A 15387-nucleotide genomic window follows, 5' to 3' on the forward strand; every position below is an offset into this window, starting at 1 on the left:
ACCCCCCATGGAAGCAGCGTCGTGCTGCTCATGGCACCCCCCGATGATGGAGGCACCCTTCGATGAGTGCACCCGAGATACGCCGTACGTACAGCGACAGCATCGCCGGATATGTCACCGCCTACGAGCCCGCTCACCAGCGATTCGGTCTGCGGACCACCGACGGACGCGAGTTCACGATCCACCTGGACGGTCTCCTCGGTTCCCAGATCGTGCGCAATCTCGCCGAAGGGCACCGCGACACCAGCGAAGCCACCCTCGACATGCTCGCCGAGGGCCGTTACGTCTTTGTCTACGGAATCTTCTACGAATGGGACGGCGGCGCCCGCATCGAGGCCCGCAACATCACCTTCCCGGAAGAGCACCGGGGCGCCTACGTCTTCGAGGATCCCAACTGGTGGGTCCAGCAGGCCCGGGAGATAGCCGACTTCTATCTGCGCGGCCAGTTCCCGGACGACGTGTACGACTGGCGCCGGTTCCGTACGCATCTGACGCTCAGCGGCACCCATGTGCCGGAATTCGCCGGACAGGACGTGCGTCAGGAGACCGACACGATCTCCCGGCTGGTCTACGGGCTCGCCACCGCCTTCCTGCTGACCGGCGAGGACCGCTTCCTGGAGGCGGCCGAGTCGGGCACGGAGTATCTGCGCGAGCACATGCAGGTGGCCGACGACCGCGAGGGGATCGTCTACTGGTACCACGGGATCGACATCACCCAGGCCGGACAGCGCAAGGTGTTCGCCTCGGAGTTCGGCGACGACTTCGACGCGATCCCCATGTACGAGCAGATCTACGCGCTCGCCGGCCCGACCCAGACGTACCGGATCACCGGCGACCCGCGGATCGCCGCGGACATCGACCGCACGGTCGAGCTGTTCCACCGCTACTTCAAGGACTACGTCCGCGGCGGCTACTTCTCGCACCTGGACCCGATCACCATGGATCCGCGCGCGGACTCCCTCGGGCGCAACCGGGCGCGCAAGAACTGGAACTCGGTGGGCGACCACGCGCCCGCGTACCTGATCAACGCCTATCTGGCGACCGGCCGGGCGGACCTGGCCGACATGCTGGAGGAGACGGCCGACACCATCGTGCGGCACTTCCCGGACGAGCCCAACAGCCCCTTCGTTCAGGAACGTTTCCACGAGGACTGGAGCCCCGACCGCACCTGGGGCTGGCAGCAGGACCGCGCGGTGGTGGGCCACAACCTGAAGATCGCGTGGAACCTGATCCGTATCAACAGCCTGGTGGACAAACCGGAGTACGTGGCGCTCGCCGAGCGGATCGCGGAGATCATGCCGGCGGTCGGCAGCGACCAGCAGCGCGGCGGCTGGTACGACGTCGTCGAGCGGCGCGCCGATCCCCGGTTCGGCGACCACCGGCTGGTCTGGCACGACCGCAAGGCCTGGTGGCAGCAGGAGCAGTCGATCCTCGCCTACCTCATCCTGGCCGGCGTGACCGGCGACCCCGACCACCGGCGACTGGCCCGGGAGGCCGCCTCGTTCTACAACGCCTTCTTCCTCGACTACGAGGACGGCGGCGTGTACTTCAACGTCCTGGCCAACGGCATCCCGTATCTGCTCGGCACCGAGCGGCTCAAGGGCAGCCATGCCATGGCCGGTTACCACTCGCTGGAGCTGTGCTACCTGGCCGCGACCTACGGCAACCTGCTGGTCGGCGACAACGCGCTCACGCTGCACTTCCGGCCGCTGCCCGAGTCCTTCCCGGGCCGTACGCTGCGGGTGGCGCCCGACCTGCTGCCCCGGGAGGCCGTCCGGCTCGCCCGGGTGTGGATCGACGGGGAGCGGTACGAGGACTTCGACCCGAAGAACCTCACCGTGCAACTTCCGCAGTCCACCACGCGGTTGAAGGTCCGCGTCGAGATCGAGCCGACCGAGATGCCGATGCGCATCTCCAGCAGCTTCGACGGCAGGACCGCGCGGGTCTCCTGCGAGGGCGTCCTCGGCCGGGACTCGCTGGAGAAGCTGCGGCGCACCCTCAATGAAGCGCTGGAGGCCGGGCCCGAGCGCGTGGAGTTCCACATGTGCCGGGTCACCGAGATCTCCCGCGAGCCCATCAACGAACTGCTGTTCCAGCGTACGAAGGCGGGTCTCGACGTCGACTTCGTCATCGTCGGCGAGGTCCCGCCGGAGGTGACCAGGGCGCTGGCCGCCACGGACGCCTTCCTCACGGACCCGCACGCGCGGTGCGACGACGAGTGACGACCTGCGCGGCACCGCTGTGAGCTCCGGTCTTCGCCCCGCCCGCCCCGGCGGGGCGAGGACCGGCCGTCAAGTCACCGGCATGTCCTAGGAGTTGCTCCTCATGGCACCCGTAGCCCCCTCGGCGCGCGACGCCGACACGCTGGTCGTCGGCGGCGGCCCGGCCGGGCTGTCCGCCGCCCTGTGCCTGGCCCGCTACAACCGCCGGGTGCTGGTCTTCGACACCGGACACGGCCGCTCGACCCATCACCAGGTCAACCGGAACTACCTTGGATTCCCGGGCGGCATCCCGACCGTCGAGCTGCGCGAGCTGGGCCGAGCGCAGCTGGCCGGATATCCGCAGGCGCGCCTCGTCCACCACGCGGTGCTGCACGCCGAGGGCGACGCCGAACGCGGCTTCACCGTGCACGCGCAGAGCGGCTCCTGGACCGGCCGGACCCTGATCATCGCCACCGGGGTGCTCGACCACTTCCCGCACTTCCACGGCTGGGAGTCGTATGTGGGCCGGTCCATGTTCTGGTGCATCGCCTGCGACGGCTACGAGAACCGCGGAAAACGCATCCTGGTGGTGGGCCACACCGACGCGACGGCCGCCGAGGCGCTCCAGATGCACAGCCTCAGCGACGACATCCAGCTGCTCACCAACAGCCGTACGGACGAGATCGGTTCGCTCCACCGGGAACGGCTGGAGGCGGCCGGCATCCCGGTCCTGCACGACCGGATCCGCTCCGTGGAGGGCGAGGACGGCATGCTGCACACCGTCGTCACCCGCGGCGGACAGCACCTGAAGGCCGACTCGCTCTTCAGCATCCAGGGCGCGACCCCGGAGATCGCCCTGGCCCGCGCCCTCGGCCTGCGGCTCGCGCCGAGCGGGCACATCGCCGTCGACACCGAGCAGAAGACCTCGGCCGAGGGGATCTACGCGGCCGGCGACGTCTCCTCGCTCCACTCGCACCAGGTCAGCGCCGCCGTCCACGAGGGATCCCAGGCGGCCTCCGCGGCCAACTACTTCCTTTACCCGGCCGAGTTGAAGGCGGGCTGACACGGGTCACGGACCGTGACTACAGGCAGTACGGCCGTTCCCCACCCCGACATTTGACTCGCCGTTTTACCGCTCGTGAGGATGACAGTCATGGAACTGGACCGCCCCGAGGAGACGCCCATGGTGCGCAGCGCGCGCGTGACCTTCGAGAGCGAGGGTGAGCAACTGGTGGGCACGCTCTACCAGTTGGCGCAGGCGGACGACGCGGAGCCGCGCCCCGCGGTGGTGGTCGCCGGATCCTGGACCACCGTCAAGGAACAGATGGCCGGGCTGTACGCCAGGCGCCTCGCGCAGCTCGGATACCTGGCCCTGGCGTTCGACTTCACCGGGCACGGCGAGTCCACCGGCCACCCCAGGGACACCGAGCTGGTGGGCCGCAAGGTGGGCGACATGAGCAGCGCGGTCAGCCACCTGCTGGAGAACCCGATGGTCGACCCCGAGTCGGTCGGCCTGCTCGGCGTCTGCGCGGGCGGCGGCTACGCGGCGGTGGCCGCCGCCAACGACCCCCGGGTCCGTTCCCTCGCCCTCGTCGCGCCCTGGCTCCACGACGCCTCGCTGGTGCACCAGATCTACGGTGGCCAGGACGCCGTACGTCGCAAGCTCGACGAGGCGGCGCTCGCCCGCGAGGAGTACGCGCGCACCGGAACCGTCCGCTATGTGAAGGCGGTCAGCGAGACGGACCCCGAGGCCGCCATGTACGGGCCCTACGACTACTACCTCTCGCGCGCGCGGGGCGGCGTGCCCGAGTGGCCCAACCGCTTCGCGGTCATGGGCTGGTGGGACTGGCTCACCTTCAGCCCGATCCCCTCGGCGACCCGGATAAGCGTCCCCACCATCGTGGTGCACAGCGAGCAGGCCGCGCTCCCCGACGGCGTACGACGCTTCGCGACCCTGCTGCCGACGGCGGCCCGGGTGCTGTGGCTGGAGGGCACGCAGTTCGACTTCTACGACCGGGACCCGCAGGTGGGCTCCGCGGTCGAGGCGGTCGACGCGCACTTCCGGCACAGCTTCGACCGGGTGAGGCCCACAGCCGGAGGCTGACATGGCGACCAGCCGCGTCGCACCGCTCATCGAGTCCAAACGCATCAACGTGGCGGAGCACTTCTACGACCTGGTGCTCGTCTTCGCGGTCAACAAGGTCACCCACACCCTCGCGGACGACATCTCCTGGACCGGACTGGTCAACGCCTGGGCCGTGTTCACCCCCTTCTGGTGGTCGTGGGTGGGCACCGGGATCCTGTCCAACCTGACGGACCTGCACGACGTGAAGAACCGGCTGCGGCTCTTCGCCATCACCCTGATCACCTCGATGATGACCATCGCCGCGCCCACCGCCCTGCACGGCCACGGTGTCTTCTTCGCCGTCGCCTATCTGCTGCTGCGCGCCCTGCTGCTGTGGTGGGCGGTGGACGTCTTCGGCGGGCTGCGCCTGAACCCCTTCTCCGTGTCGGCGTTCTGCACCGCCCCCCTGCTGCTGCTCACCGCGGGACTTCCGCACGAGCAGCAGCGGGTGGCCTGGGCGGTGCTGATGGCCGGGGAACTGTCCAGCACCTTCGTGCTGCGCAGACGGCTGAACCACATACACGTCGACGTCCTGCATCTGCCCGAGCGGTTCGGCCTGGTGGTCATACTGGCGCTCGGGGTTCCGTTCGTGGACGCCGGCGGGAAGATCCCGCACGACTTCTCCGTCCGCCAAGCCCTGGCGCTGGCCATCGCCTTCCTGCTCGTCGCCTCCCTGTGGTGGATCTACTTCCACTTCAGCAACAGCCGCATCGCACACCAGCTGCGCACGGAGGACAACCAGAGCCGTGTGGTGCGGGAGCTGCTCGCGTACGGGCACTACTGCCTGCTCGGATCCGTCTCCGCGATCGCCGTCGGCGTCTGGCTGGCCGTGGCGCATCCGCAGGAGGCTCTGGACGACTCCGCGCTGTGGCTGATGTGCGCCGGAGCCGTGGGCTTCCACGCGGTGTTCGCGTGGCCGCGCTGGGGGCTGCCGCGTTCCGTGGTCACCCTGCGCCTCGCGGTCGCCGCCGTCGCGCTGCTAGTGCCCCTCGTCGCGCAGGACCGGTCCGGGCTCTTCGCGCTCGCCCTGCTGACCGCGCCCGTGGCGGCGGCCGCGGTCGCCGAGACGGCGCTGGTGGGGATCGCGCCCAGCTGCCACTGCGGCTGCCGCCCGAAACCGCACCGGCTGGCCGGGCTCGGCCGGCATCTGCACCCGGCACCGGGCGATGCGAGGTGACCGAGGTCCTGCTGCTCGTCGTCCCCGTGACGCTGCTCGCCGTCGTCGTACGGCGGATGGAGGTCTCCGCGCCGGTCAGCCTGGTCCTTGCGGGCCTGCTGACCTCCTTCGTGCCGGGTGTGCCCGACTACCACCTCGACCCGCACCTCGTGCTGTTCCTGTTCATCCCGCCGATGGTGTACTCGGAGGCCTGCGAGAGCTCGTTCCTCAGCTTCCGTGCCAACGCGCGCCCCATCGCCCTGCTGTCCGTGGGACTCGTCCTGTTCACCACCGCCCTCGTGGCCCTGGTGGCGCACACCGTCGTCCCCGGCATGTCCTGGCCCGTCGCCTTCGTGCTGGGTGCGCTCCTCGGACCGACGGACGTGGTGGCCGCCGTGTCCGTCGCCCGCAGACTCGGGCTGCCGCGCAGGCTCGTACGGATCATGGTGGCGGAGTCCCTCTTCAACGACTCGACCGGCCTCACCGCGTACCGCATCACGGTGACGATCGTGGCGGGCGGCGGCTTCTCCCTCATCGACGGCATCCGCGACTTCGTCCTCGTCTGCTCGGGCGGACTGGTCCTGGGCCTGCTCATCGCCTGGCCGGTGCGCCGGCTCCAGTGCTGGCTCGGCGACGCCGTCGCACACACCGCGGTCTCCCTGCTGGTGCCGTTCGTCACCTACGCGCTCGCCGAATATCTGCACGCCTCCGGTGTGCTCGCGGTCCTCGCCGCCGGGCTCTACCTCGGCCATCACTCCAACCGCGCCTCGCACGCGGCACGGTTGCAGGAGCAGGCCTCCTGGAAGCTGATCGTCTTCCTGCTGGAGTCCTTGGTGTTCGCCCTGATAGGGCTCCAACTGCGGCCCGTCGTCAGGGCGTTGGACGACACCCCGCTGTGGTCCCTGCTCTGGTACGCGGCGGCCGTCTCCCTGACCGTGATGCTCGGCCGGTTCCTCTGGGTGTTCCCGGCGACCTATCTGCCCCGCCGGCTCTCACGTCGGCTGCGCGCCCGCGACCCCTCGCCGCCGTGGCAGCTGCCGGCCGCGCTGTCCTGGGCGGGCATCCGCGGAGTCGTGTCGCTGGCCGCGGCGTTCGCGCTGCCCGACGACATGCCGCACCGCGAACTCGTCCTCTTCCTCACCTTCTCGGTCACGCTGAGCACGCTCTTCGTGCAGGGACTCGGCTTCCCGGCGTTCGTCCGCCGGCTCGGGCTCGCGGGCCGCGGCGGGGAGCACGACGACCACCTCGCCGAGGCCAAGGCGCAGGAGGAGGCCGCCCGGCACGCCCAGCACCGGCTGGAGGAGCTGGTCGCCGGCGAGCACCAGCACTGCCCGCAGCATGTGGTCCTGCGGCTGCGGGAGGTCGCCGAGTACCGGCGGGTCGCCGCCTGGGAACGGCTGCGCGACGGCGGCCGGCCCGGCACCCACTCACCGGCCGCCGCCTACCAGTTGCTGCGCCGGGAGATGCTGACCGCCGAGCGCGAGGCCTTCATCGCGATGCGCGACCAAGGCCGTCTCGACGACGAGGTGGTCCGCCAGGTCGTCCATCAGCTCGACTTCGAGGAGGCGGCACTCAGCCGCGATCTGCACCTGTGACCCGTACGGACAAGCTGAGGGCGCCCCCGGCACCTACGGCTGAGGGTGCCCCCGCCGCCGGACGACCGGCGGGGGCACCCTCGCATCCTCACCCTGTGCTGCGCTGTGCGGCTCAGGCTCCCGGCAGGGGCGGTGCGATCCCCGCGAACGTCTGTCGGCCGAGGTACTCGATCGTCGGTACGCCCAGCAGGACCGCGCAGGTCTCCGCCGTGTCCGGCGTCAGCTCGGGCCCCACGCAGATGACGCGCTCCAGGGAGTCCAGCTCGCCGGTGTCCTCCGGAGCCGACGCGACCAGGCTGTAGAGCACGGTCTGCGTGACGAAGGCGGTCCGCACCCGCTGCCCGCGGATCGCGTCGAGCAGCTCGGGCGCGTGCAGCAGCTCCGGCACCACGACCACGGTGGCGCCGCTGCGCAGCGCGTGCTGCGTCAGGAAGGCGAGGCCGTCCTGCTGGGCGAACGGCACCCCGGCGAGCACCCGCTCCCCGGGCTCCAGCGGATTGTCCGAGGCCAGCACCGCGAGGTCCGCCGCGATGTCGGAGTGGGTGAGCTGGGCGCGGCGCCGGGAGCCGACCGCGTGGTGCACCACGGCGATGTCGGTGACCGGCTCGATGTCCACCACCGGTTCCGGCGCGTCGACGGCGACGAGGTCCAGGACGGAACGGCAGCCGTCCACCGGCTCCAGAGTGAAGATCTCCTCGACCGGGTGCGGCCCCGCGCCGACGATCCGCTGCGCCTTGCGCACGAGGGGCAGCAGCGCGGGCGTGGTGAACAGCCACCGCGTCGCGCTCTCGGTCAACTGGGCCGCCAGCTCGGCCTCGTCGGCCTGGCTGTCCAGCACGCAGACGACCGCGCCGGCCCGGGCACAGGCGTGCAGGACCGGAGCGAACCACAGGGTGTTGGTGCTGAACAGCGCGATGGCGTCGCCCTGTTCGACACCGGCGTCGGCGAGCCCCGCCGCGAGCCGGCGAGTGGCGAGCTCCAGCTCCTGGTAGCCGACGGTGCGGCCGGTCACGCCGTCGACCAGCGCCGGGCTCGCGCCGCGGGCGGCGGCGTCACCGAGCACGGTCTCGTACACGGGCAGATCGATGACGAGGTTCTCGTCGAACGGGTTGACCGGGTCGAACGAGTCCAGGGGATCGAACGAGCCCAGCGGGTCGATCGAGCTGAGCGGGTCGAGCGGGTCGAAGGGATCGATGGTCGTCATTCCAGTCCTCCGGAAGATGCGCTCGCGCGCGGTAGGGACGTGATGGGCGGGCCCGCGTGCAGCAGATCTCCCAGCTGCTGGAGGAACAGCTCCCAGCGCGCGGTGAACCCGGGGTCGTCCGGGCCGAGGCCCGTCGCCATCCGGGTGATCTGCGGCAGCAGGCGCGGATAGTTGGTGAGGGCGAAGGTCAGCAGTCGCAGCAGCTCGGGATCGAGCTCGGGGCGCAGCTCCCCGCCGGTCTGGCGCTGCCGGATCTCATCCACCTGCGACTGGATGACGGCGCGCCGCTCCGCCTCGTGGGGCACGGGTCCGCCGCCGTAGGCGAGCGCCTCGCGCGTGAGATACGTCAGCCACGCGGCGTCGTGGTGCGCGGACTCGAAGTGGTAGACGAGGAAGTCCCCGGCGGCCCGCGGCGCCTCGCGGATCTCCCGCTCCCGGCGCTCCGCGACCTGGCCGAGGATCTCGTGGAACAGCCGGTCCCCGATGCGGCCGCCGGTCATCAGATACATGGAGTACGCGAACCCCGTGGCATGCCCGGGCAGCCGCTCCAGCAGGGCGTTGCCCGACGCACCAGTGCCGCGCGGCAGCCGGGTGACCATGAATGCGGCGGTCAGCGCCACCAGCGCGGCGACCGGCAGCACCTGCGAGAAGGCGCTCGCGTAGGCGGCGTGCGAGGTGCCGTCGCCGAGCACCGTGAAGAACATCAGGCTCATCAGGGCGACCCCCAGCGCGTTGCCCACCTGGAGCGTGGTGGTCACCACACCGGCCCCGGCCCCCGCGTCGCGCGGTGCGAGCGTGCCGATGATGGTGCCGATGAGCGGGGTCATCCCGAGCCCTTGGCCCAGGCCCGCGATGAACAGCGGCAGCGCGAGTTCCCAGCCGCCGAGGCCGGCTCCCTGAGCGGCGCTCGTGGCGGCGACCGAGCAGAGCCCGACAGCCGCGACGAGATAGCCGAGCGTCAGCACATGGCGCCCCAGCAGCCGGGCGATCCGTGCCGCCAGCAGCGAAGTGATCAGGAATCCCAGGGCGTTGGGCGTGTAGACCAGCGCGGCCCGCAGCGCCGAGAAGCCCAGGCCGATCTGCAGATACATGGCCAGGACCAGCATGAAGCCGACGTAGGAGAAGCTGAACATCGCGGCGATCGGCACCCCGCCGGCGAAGCCGCGGTTGCGGAACAGCGTGAGCCGGATCAACGGGTCGAGTCCCCGCTCGGCCACCTGGCGCTCGTGCCGCAGGAACAGGGCGGCGGCGAGGGGCGCGGCCGCGAGCGACAGCAGCATCCACAGCGGCCAGCCCGCGTCGCGGCCCATCAGCAGCGGCACGATGAACAGCACCAGGGTCAGCACGGACAGCACGGAGCCGCGCCAGTCGAGGTGGGGGCGCGGCTCCAGCGGTTCGTCCGGCGGCAGCAGCCGCAGGGTCGCCACCATGGTGGCCAGACCGATCGGCACATTGATCAGGAACGCGGGCCGCCAGTCCAGCCCCAGCGGGTTCCAGGCCAGCAGCAGCCCGCCGACGATCTGCCCCGCGATCGCGGCGACCCCCACCACACAGCCGAACACGCCGAGGGCACGGGCGCGTTCGGGCCCGTCGAACGTCACCTGGATGATCGCGAGGACCTGCGGATACAGAAGCGCCCCGCCCACCCCCTGAAGGGCACGCGCCGCGACCAGGATGTGAATGTCGGGAGCCAGACCGCAGAGGGCGGAAGCCGTCGTGAATACCGCGAGACCGGTGATGAACATCCTTTTGCGGCCGACGACATCACCCAGTCGGCCACCGGTCACCAGGAAACTCGCGTAGAGAAGTGTGTAGGAGGAAACCACCAATTCGACGGCGCCGAAGCTCGTATGGAGATCGCTGTGGATCGAGGGCATCGCGACATTGACGACAGCCACATCCAGAATGGCCATGAAAGCACCGGCCAGGATCACCGCGAGACTCACCCAGCCGCGCCCGCCGCCCCGCTCTGTGCTCACCATGCCGGAAGTCTCGTGCGCGGAAGGCGGGTCCGTCGCCGACCTCCGACAGTGTGGGCGACGTAATTGCATGTTGTCGCAGGGGGAGAGGCCCCGCGGCTTCACTCGTACTCGGCGGTGCACTGCAGAAGCTGAAATAGGCGTCAGTTGATCCCGCACTGCGTTGATTCCGCACTGCCGGGACAAAAGAATTCACTTTCCTTCGTACGACGCTGCTTCACCCGAGCCGGCCGGACCGCAGGCGCCGATCCCCCCTTCACGGCGCGCGGCGGGTCCCGCCGAGCGGCCGTCGGGCCCGGCACCGTGAACCCCCCGCCGGGCCCGGCCGCCGCTGTGAGACAACCACCACGATCCGAGGAGAGCGCTGTGTCGAACACCGACCTCGTACTGAAGATGTACGAGTACTTCAACTCCGGCCAGCTGGACCGCATCCAGGAAGAGCTGTTCCACCCGGAGATCTCCTGGAAGATGCCCGGACACCACCCGCTGTCCGGCGACCACCGGGGCGCGGGTCAGGTCATGGCCTTCTTCGGCGAGCTGTTCAAGGCCGGAGTCAGCGTCGACAACGTCCACTTCGGCGAACTGGACGACGGCACCGTCGTCGAGAAGCACCTCGGCCACGCGAAGGCGGACACCGAGGAGTACCTGTTCCCGACGTCCACGACGTACGGCATCCGCGACGGGCGGATCGCCGACGTCCAGGTGCACACCGCGGACCAGCACAGCGTGGACCGCTTCATGTGGACCGTCTTCCAGCTCAAGCCGATCGACGAGCGCATCGCCGTCTGATCCCTGTCCGAGGGAGACACACGTGGACACCAGGCAAGTGGTGAACAGCTACTACGAGCTGGCCAACAAGGGTGACTGGGAGGCCTGGACGGATCTGTTCGCCGAGCGCCAGACCATGGACGAGCAGCTCGCCGGGCACGTCGAGGGGCGGGAGACCCTGCGCGCCATGATGAAGGGCTTCCCCGCGATGTACGCCGCGTTCACCAACACCCCGCGGCACATCGTGATCGAGGGTGAGCAGGCCGCCGTCGTCTCGCACATCTCGGCGGCCACGCACTCCGGCGAGCCGATCGAGGCCGACGTCGTCAACTACTTCCAGGTGGTCGACGGGCGGATCTCCTACATGTCGAACCACCACGACACCGTCCCGTTCCAGCCCGTACTCGGGACCGACTAGCGGCGGGAGCCGACATGGCGGAACACGAGGACCACAGCGACTACGACTACATCATCGTGGGCGCGGGAACCGCGGGCTCCGTGCTCGCCGCCCGCCTCACCGAGGACCCCGCGGTACGGGTCCTGCTCCTGGAGGCCGGCGGCAACCACATCCCGGCCAACGTCGACCAGGCACCGCTCTGGTTCACCCTGCTGGGCTCCGAGGTCGACTGGGGCTACACGAGCGTTCCGCAGCCGGCGCTGGGCGGGCGGTCGACGTACGAACCGCGGGGCAAGATCCCCGGCGGCAGCAGCAACCTGTACATCATGATGCACGTCCGCGGGCACCCCTCGGACTTCGACGCCTGGGCGTACCAGGGCGCCGCCGGCTGGTCGTACGAGGACCTGCTGCCGTACTTCCGCAGGATGGAGGACCAGGAGGACCCGCACGGACCCGAGACGGGCATCGGCGGACCCCAGGTCGTCACCAACGCGGGCGCGCACCACCCCAATCCGCTCTCGCGCACCTTCATCGACGCGTGCGTGGAGCTGGGCCACACCGAGCTGGACGACTTCAACGGCTCGCGGATGATCGGCGCGGGCTGGCACCATCTCGATGCCCGCGACGGCAGGCGGCGCGGCGCGCTGGTCTCGTACCTCGAACCCGCCCTGGACCGGCCGAACCTGACACTCCGTACGGGCGCCCAGGTGGCCCGGCTGGTGATCGAGGACGGCCGCTGCACGGGTGTCACCTACGTCCAGCAGGAGGTCGCCTTCACCGGCGAGGGGCGTACGGTACGCAACGCCCGGCCCGGCGAGCCCGGTGAGCACACGGTACGGGCGGGCGCCGAGGTCCTGCTGTGCGCGGGCGCGATCGAGTCGCCCAAGATCCTGCTGCTGTCCGGCGTCGGTTCCCCCGAGCAGCTGCGGCCGCTGGGCATCGAGGTCACCGCGGGGCTGCCGGGTGTGGGCGAGAACTTCCACAACCATGTGCTCACGGGGCTCATCGCCGAGACCGTGGAGCCGGTCGAGCAGGGCCACCAGAACCTCTCCGAGTCGGCGCTGTTCGCCACCTCGCGGCCCGGACTGATCGCGCCCGACCTGCAAATCGCCTTCGTGCATGTGCCATTCGACATCATCGTCGGGCAGCAGCACCCCAACGCCGTCAGCATCCTGCCCGGTGTGGTGCGCCCCAACTCCCGGGGCTCGGTGCGGCTGGCGAGCGCGGACCCGTTCGCCAAGCCGCTGGTCGACCCCAACTACCTGGGCGACCGGTCCGACGTCGAGCGGCTGGTGCAGGCGGTGAAGCTGTCCCGTGACATCTTCGCCACCTCGGCCTTCAAGGAGCACCTCAAGGGGGAGTTGCTGCCGGGCCCGGACGTGCGCACCGACGCCGACATCGAACGGTTCGTGCGCGAGCGCGCGGACAGCTACCACCACCAGGCCGGCTCGTGCCGCATGGGCATCGACGATCTCTCCGTCGTCGACCCGGACCTGAAGGTGCACGGGGTGACCGCGCTGCGTGTCGTCGACGCGAGCGTGATGCCCGCGGTGCCCTCGGGCAACTGCAACACGGCCATCGCGGCGATCGCCGAGCGGGCCGCCGACCTCATCAAGGGGGGCACATGAGCCTGCGGTGGTCCCATGTGGGGCTCAACTGCCGTGATCTGGGGGCGACGGAGGCCTTCTACGAGCGGTGGTTCGGCTTCAGCCGGGCGCGCACGGTGGAACTGGACGACGACCGGATCGTGTTCCTGCGGCAGGGCGACGTCTATCTGGAACTGTTCCACTCCGACACCGAGCCGCTGGTGAAGCCGGCCGGGGACGGTCCCGCCCAGCCGGGCGTGGCCCGCCATCTGGCCTTCCAGACCGACGACTTGGACGCCTTCCTCACCAAGGTGGGCGACGAGGTCCCGGTGACGCTGGGCCCGCTGCACTTCGACGACTTCATCCCCGGGTGGCAGAGCGTGTGGCTGACCGACCCGGACGGGGTGATCGTGGAGGTCAGCGAGGGCTATCGGGACGCCTGAATCGACTGAAGAGACCGATCACACGCGTACGAGGAAGAAGGCTTCCCATGACCGAATCCACCCTGCTCGGCCCCTCTTTGACCGAGCAGTCCATCCGTGACGCGGTCCGCGACTGGTACATCGCCCTGGACCAGCACGTCCCGCTGGAGCAGGTGCTGCCCTATCTCGTCCAGGACGGCCTGGAGATGCGCTTCCCCGAAGCGACGCTCACGACGCTGGACGAGTTCAAGGGCTGGTACGAGGCGGTGACCAACCGCTTCTTCGACGAGGTGCACGAGCTCAAGAGCGTCGAGGTGGAGCCCACCGCCCGCGGTGAGGCGCTTGTCAAGGTGGTTGTCAACTGGCAGGCCCACATCTGGAACCCGCCCGCGGCGCGCAGCCAGTGGCTGGGCTTCGACGCGTACCAGACCTGGATCGTCGTCGCAGGTGAGGACGGCAGTCCGCTGGTGAAGACGTACATCGTGGACGACCTGGACCCCATGGAGGGCTCGGCGTCGCTGTAAACAACCACCACTGCCGCAACGGGCGGAGTCTCCAGGTCGGAGACTCCGCCCGTTGGCGTATGACAGCCCCCAAAACCGCTGATTTACTGGTGACTTGACAGATTTTCACAGCCGGAGTTAACTAGCATTGATGCTTCACGCAGGGGGTCTCCATGTCTTTGAACGCTGACCTGAACGCCACGCGGGAGCGGGGCCGGGGAGACGGTCTCTCCGAATACTGCGCGTATCTCTTCTCGCCGTTCGCCCGCTCCGACCAGCGCCGCTGGGGCGAGGTCTATGTGCGCGGACTGCTCGATGCCAGTGGCCGCAAGACTCCGGCCCGTATCTCCGAGCATGTCCTCGGCCGCCGCGCCTCCCAGTCACTGCAACAGTTCGTGAGCCAGAGTCCCTGGGAGGTGACGGACGTCCGTAAACGCCTCGCCGAGCAGGTCTTCCTCGCCGCCGAACCCGACGCCTGGGTGGTGGACGAGGTGGTCTTCCCGAAGAACGGCAACCACTCGGCCGGTGTGGCCCGGCAGTTCGTGCCGGCCGAGGGCCGCACCGCCAACTGCCAACTGGGCCTGGCCGTGTCCCTCGCCACCGAGGACGCCAGCATCCCGGTGAACTGGCGGCTGCTGATGCCGCCGCACTGGGACGACGACGAGCGGCGGCGCGGCGCGGCCCGGGTGCCGGACGTCGAGCGCCACCAGCCCCGCTGGCGGCATGTGCTGCACAGCCTCGACGAGATGGTGCAGGAGTGGGACCTCAGGCCCGCTCCGATACTCGCCGACTGGCGGCACGAACCCGACGTCCTCCCGTTACTCGACGGGCTGGAGGCCCGCGGGCTCGGCTATCTCGTCGAAGTCGCCGGTGGCGCACCGTTGCTGGCGGCCCCCTCGGCGAACGGATCGCCCGTCGTGCTGGGCACGGCCGCCGACATGATGCACACGGCGGGCCGCCGCAGCGCCCGCGTCACCCTCGCCTGGCGCGAAGGCGTCGAGAGCCGGGTGAGGCAGTCGCAGTTCCTCGCCGCGCAGATCCCGGCGGGCCCCGGCGGCCCGGCCGTCCGGCACGGCGAGCGCCGCTTCCGCAGGCCCCGCCAGCTCCTCGTCGAATGGCCGGCCGGGCGGCCGCAGCCGCGGACGTACTGGGTCACCAACCTCGGCTCGCGCCGGCTCCCCGATCTCGTCTCCACGGCGAAGCTGCGCTGGCGCTCCCGCTACGACCTCGGGCGGCTGCGCGAGGAGTGCGGCCTCGTCGACTTCGAGGGCCGCTCCTTCCGGGGCTGGCACCACCATGTGACGCTGGCCTCCGCGGCCCACGGCTTCCAGGCCCTGGAGCGGCTCGCGGCCCGCCGGGCGGCCGGCGCGATACGCCGGCACGGGGCCGTTCCCGCCGTTCCCGTCGTGTCCAGCGTCTCTTCATGAAGAATTCGGCGCCATATGACGCAG

13 protein-coding genes are annotated in these 15387 nt (G+C 70.1%); 11 read left to right on the top strand and 2 right to left on the bottom strand.

Annotation, left to right across the window (positions count from 1 at the left end; translation table 11 throughout):
* Window positions 1-62 precede the first annotated feature (62 nt).
* From AB5J50_RS40080 to AB5J50_RS40100, 5 genes are all read left to right on the top strand, one after another.
* Entirely contained in the window at window positions 63-2222 is a 2160-nt protein-coding gene (locus tag AB5J50_RS40080; RefSeq protein WP_327433010.1) for an AGE family epimerase/isomerase, read from the top strand.
* Window positions 2223-2325: 103 nt separating this feature from the next.
* On the top strand, window positions 2326-3264 hold the full coding sequence (locus AB5J50_RS40085) for an NAD(P)/FAD-dependent oxidoreductase (protein WP_369263566.1): 939 nt from the start codon (window positions 2326-2328) through the stop codon (window positions 3262-3264).
* Between the two features lie 90 nt (window positions 3265-3354).
* On the top strand, window positions 3355-4305 hold the full coding sequence (locus AB5J50_RS40090) for an alpha/beta fold hydrolase (RefSeq protein ID WP_327433012.1): 951 nt from the start codon (window positions 3355-3357) through the stop codon (window positions 4303-4305).
* 1 nt (window position 4306) lies between these two features.
* Entirely contained in the window at window positions 4307-5503 is a 1197-nt protein-coding gene (locus AB5J50_RS40095; RefSeq protein ID WP_369263567.1) for a low temperature requirement protein A, read from the top strand.
* Window positions 5500-7077 carry a Na+/H+ antiporter gene (locus tag AB5J50_RS40100; protein WP_369263568.1) on the top strand — a complete coding sequence of 526 codons (1578 nt, stop codon included), beginning with the start codon at window positions 5500-5502 and terminating at the stop codon, window positions 7075-7077. The genes AB5J50_RS40095 and AB5J50_RS40100 overlap by 4 nt, the downstream gene beginning before the upstream one ends.
* A gap of 112 nt (window positions 7078-7189) precedes the next feature.
* Here AB5J50_RS40100 and AB5J50_RS40105 read toward each other — a convergent pair whose 3' ends face one another.
* Window positions 7190-8281 (bottom strand): AMP-binding protein, encoded by a 1092-nt coding sequence (locus tag AB5J50_RS40105; RefSeq protein ID WP_369263569.1) that lies wholly within the window; start codon window positions 8279-8281, stop codon window positions 7190-7192.
* Window positions 8278-10263, bottom strand: coding sequence for an MFS transporter (locus tag AB5J50_RS40110; protein ID WP_369263570.1), 1986 nt, complete (start codon window positions 10261-10263; stop codon window positions 8278-8280). The genes AB5J50_RS40105 and AB5J50_RS40110 overlap by 4 nt, the downstream gene beginning before the upstream one ends.
* Window positions 10264-10626: 363 nt before the next feature.
* Between AB5J50_RS40110 and AB5J50_RS40115 the strand changes: the two genes are divergently transcribed.
* The 6 genes from AB5J50_RS40115 to AB5J50_RS40140 all read left to right on the top strand — a co-directional run bounded on the left by AB5J50_RS40115 (window position 10627) and on the right by AB5J50_RS40140 (window position 15363).
* Window positions 10627-11049 (top strand): nuclear transport factor 2 family protein, encoded by a 423-nt coding sequence (locus tag AB5J50_RS40115; RefSeq protein ID WP_327433017.1) that lies wholly within the window; start codon window positions 10627-10629, stop codon window positions 11047-11049.
* Between the two features lie 22 nt (window positions 11050-11071).
* Complete coding sequence (locus tag AB5J50_RS40120) at window positions 11072-11446, top strand: nuclear transport factor 2 family protein (protein WP_327433018.1); 375 nt, start codon at window positions 11072-11074, stop codon at window positions 11444-11446.
* Window positions 11447-11460: 14 nt separating this feature from the next.
* On the top strand, window positions 11461-13053 hold the full coding sequence (locus AB5J50_RS40125; protein WP_369263571.1) for a GMC family oxidoreductase: 1593 nt from the start codon (window positions 11461-11463) through the stop codon (window positions 13051-13053).
* Entirely contained in the window at window positions 13050-13454 is a 405-nt protein-coding gene (locus tag AB5J50_RS40130) for a VOC family protein (RefSeq protein ID WP_369263572.1), read from the top strand. Before AB5J50_RS40125 ends, AB5J50_RS40130 begins: the two co-directional genes overlap by 4 nt.
* A gap of 47 nt (window positions 13455-13501) precedes the next feature.
* Entirely contained in the window at window positions 13502-13957 is a 456-nt protein-coding gene (locus tag AB5J50_RS40135) for a nuclear transport factor 2 family protein (protein ID WP_369263573.1), read from the top strand.
* Between the two features lie 152 nt (window positions 13958-14109).
* Window positions 14110-15363, top strand: a complete 1254-nt coding sequence (locus tag AB5J50_RS40140; protein WP_369263574.1) for an IS701 family transposase — start codon at window positions 14110-14112, stop codon at window positions 15361-15363.
* The last annotated feature ends 24 nt before the right edge of the window (window positions 15364-15387 follow it).

Origin of the sequence: Streptomyces sp. R35, assembly GCF_041053035.1 — a bacterium.
GTDB classification, from domain to species: domain Bacteria; phylum Actinomycetota; class Actinomycetes; order Streptomycetales; family Streptomycetaceae; genus Streptomyces; species Streptomyces lutosisoli.

What these genes read in the sequence shown, in the direction of transcription:
- AB5J50_RS40085 (WP_369263566.1), top strand. Translation starts at nt 2,326, where the DNA reads ATGGCACCCGTAGCCCCCTCGGCGCGCGACGCCGACACGCTGGTCGTC.
- AB5J50_RS40125 (WP_369263571.1), top strand. Translation starts at nt 11,461, where the DNA reads ATGGCGGAACACGAGGACCACAGCGACTACGACTACATCATCGTGGGC.
- AB5J50_RS40090 (WP_327433012.1), top strand. Translation starts at nt 3,355, where the DNA reads ATGGAACTGGACCGCCCCGAGGAGACGCCCATGGTGCGCAGCGCGCGC.
- AB5J50_RS40105 (WP_369263569.1), bottom strand. Translation starts at nt 8,281, where the DNA reads ATGACGACCATCGATCCCTTCGACCCGCTCGACCCGCTCAGCTCGATC.
- AB5J50_RS40140 (WP_369263574.1), top strand. Translation starts at nt 14,110, where the DNA reads ATGTCTTTGAACGCTGACCTGAACGCCACGCGGGAGCGGGGCCGGGGA.
- AB5J50_RS40135 (WP_369263573.1), top strand. Translation starts at nt 13,502, where the DNA reads ATGACCGAATCCACCCTGCTCGGCCCCTCTTTGACCGAGCAGTCCATC.
- AB5J50_RS40110 (WP_369263570.1), bottom strand. Translation starts at nt 10,263, where the DNA reads ATGGTGAGCACAGAGCGGGGCGGCGGGCGCGGCTGGGTGAGTCTCGCG.
- AB5J50_RS40130 (WP_369263572.1), top strand. Translation starts at nt 13,050, where the DNA reads ATGAGCCTGCGGTGGTCCCATGTGGGGCTCAACTGCCGTGATCTGGGG.
- AB5J50_RS40095 (WP_369263567.1), top strand. Translation starts at nt 4,307, where the DNA reads ATGGCGACCAGCCGCGTCGCACCGCTCATCGAGTCCAAACGCATCAAC.
- AB5J50_RS40080 (WP_327433010.1), top strand. Translation starts at nt 63, where the DNA reads ATGAGTGCACCCGAGATACGCCGTACGTACAGCGACAGCATCGCCGGA.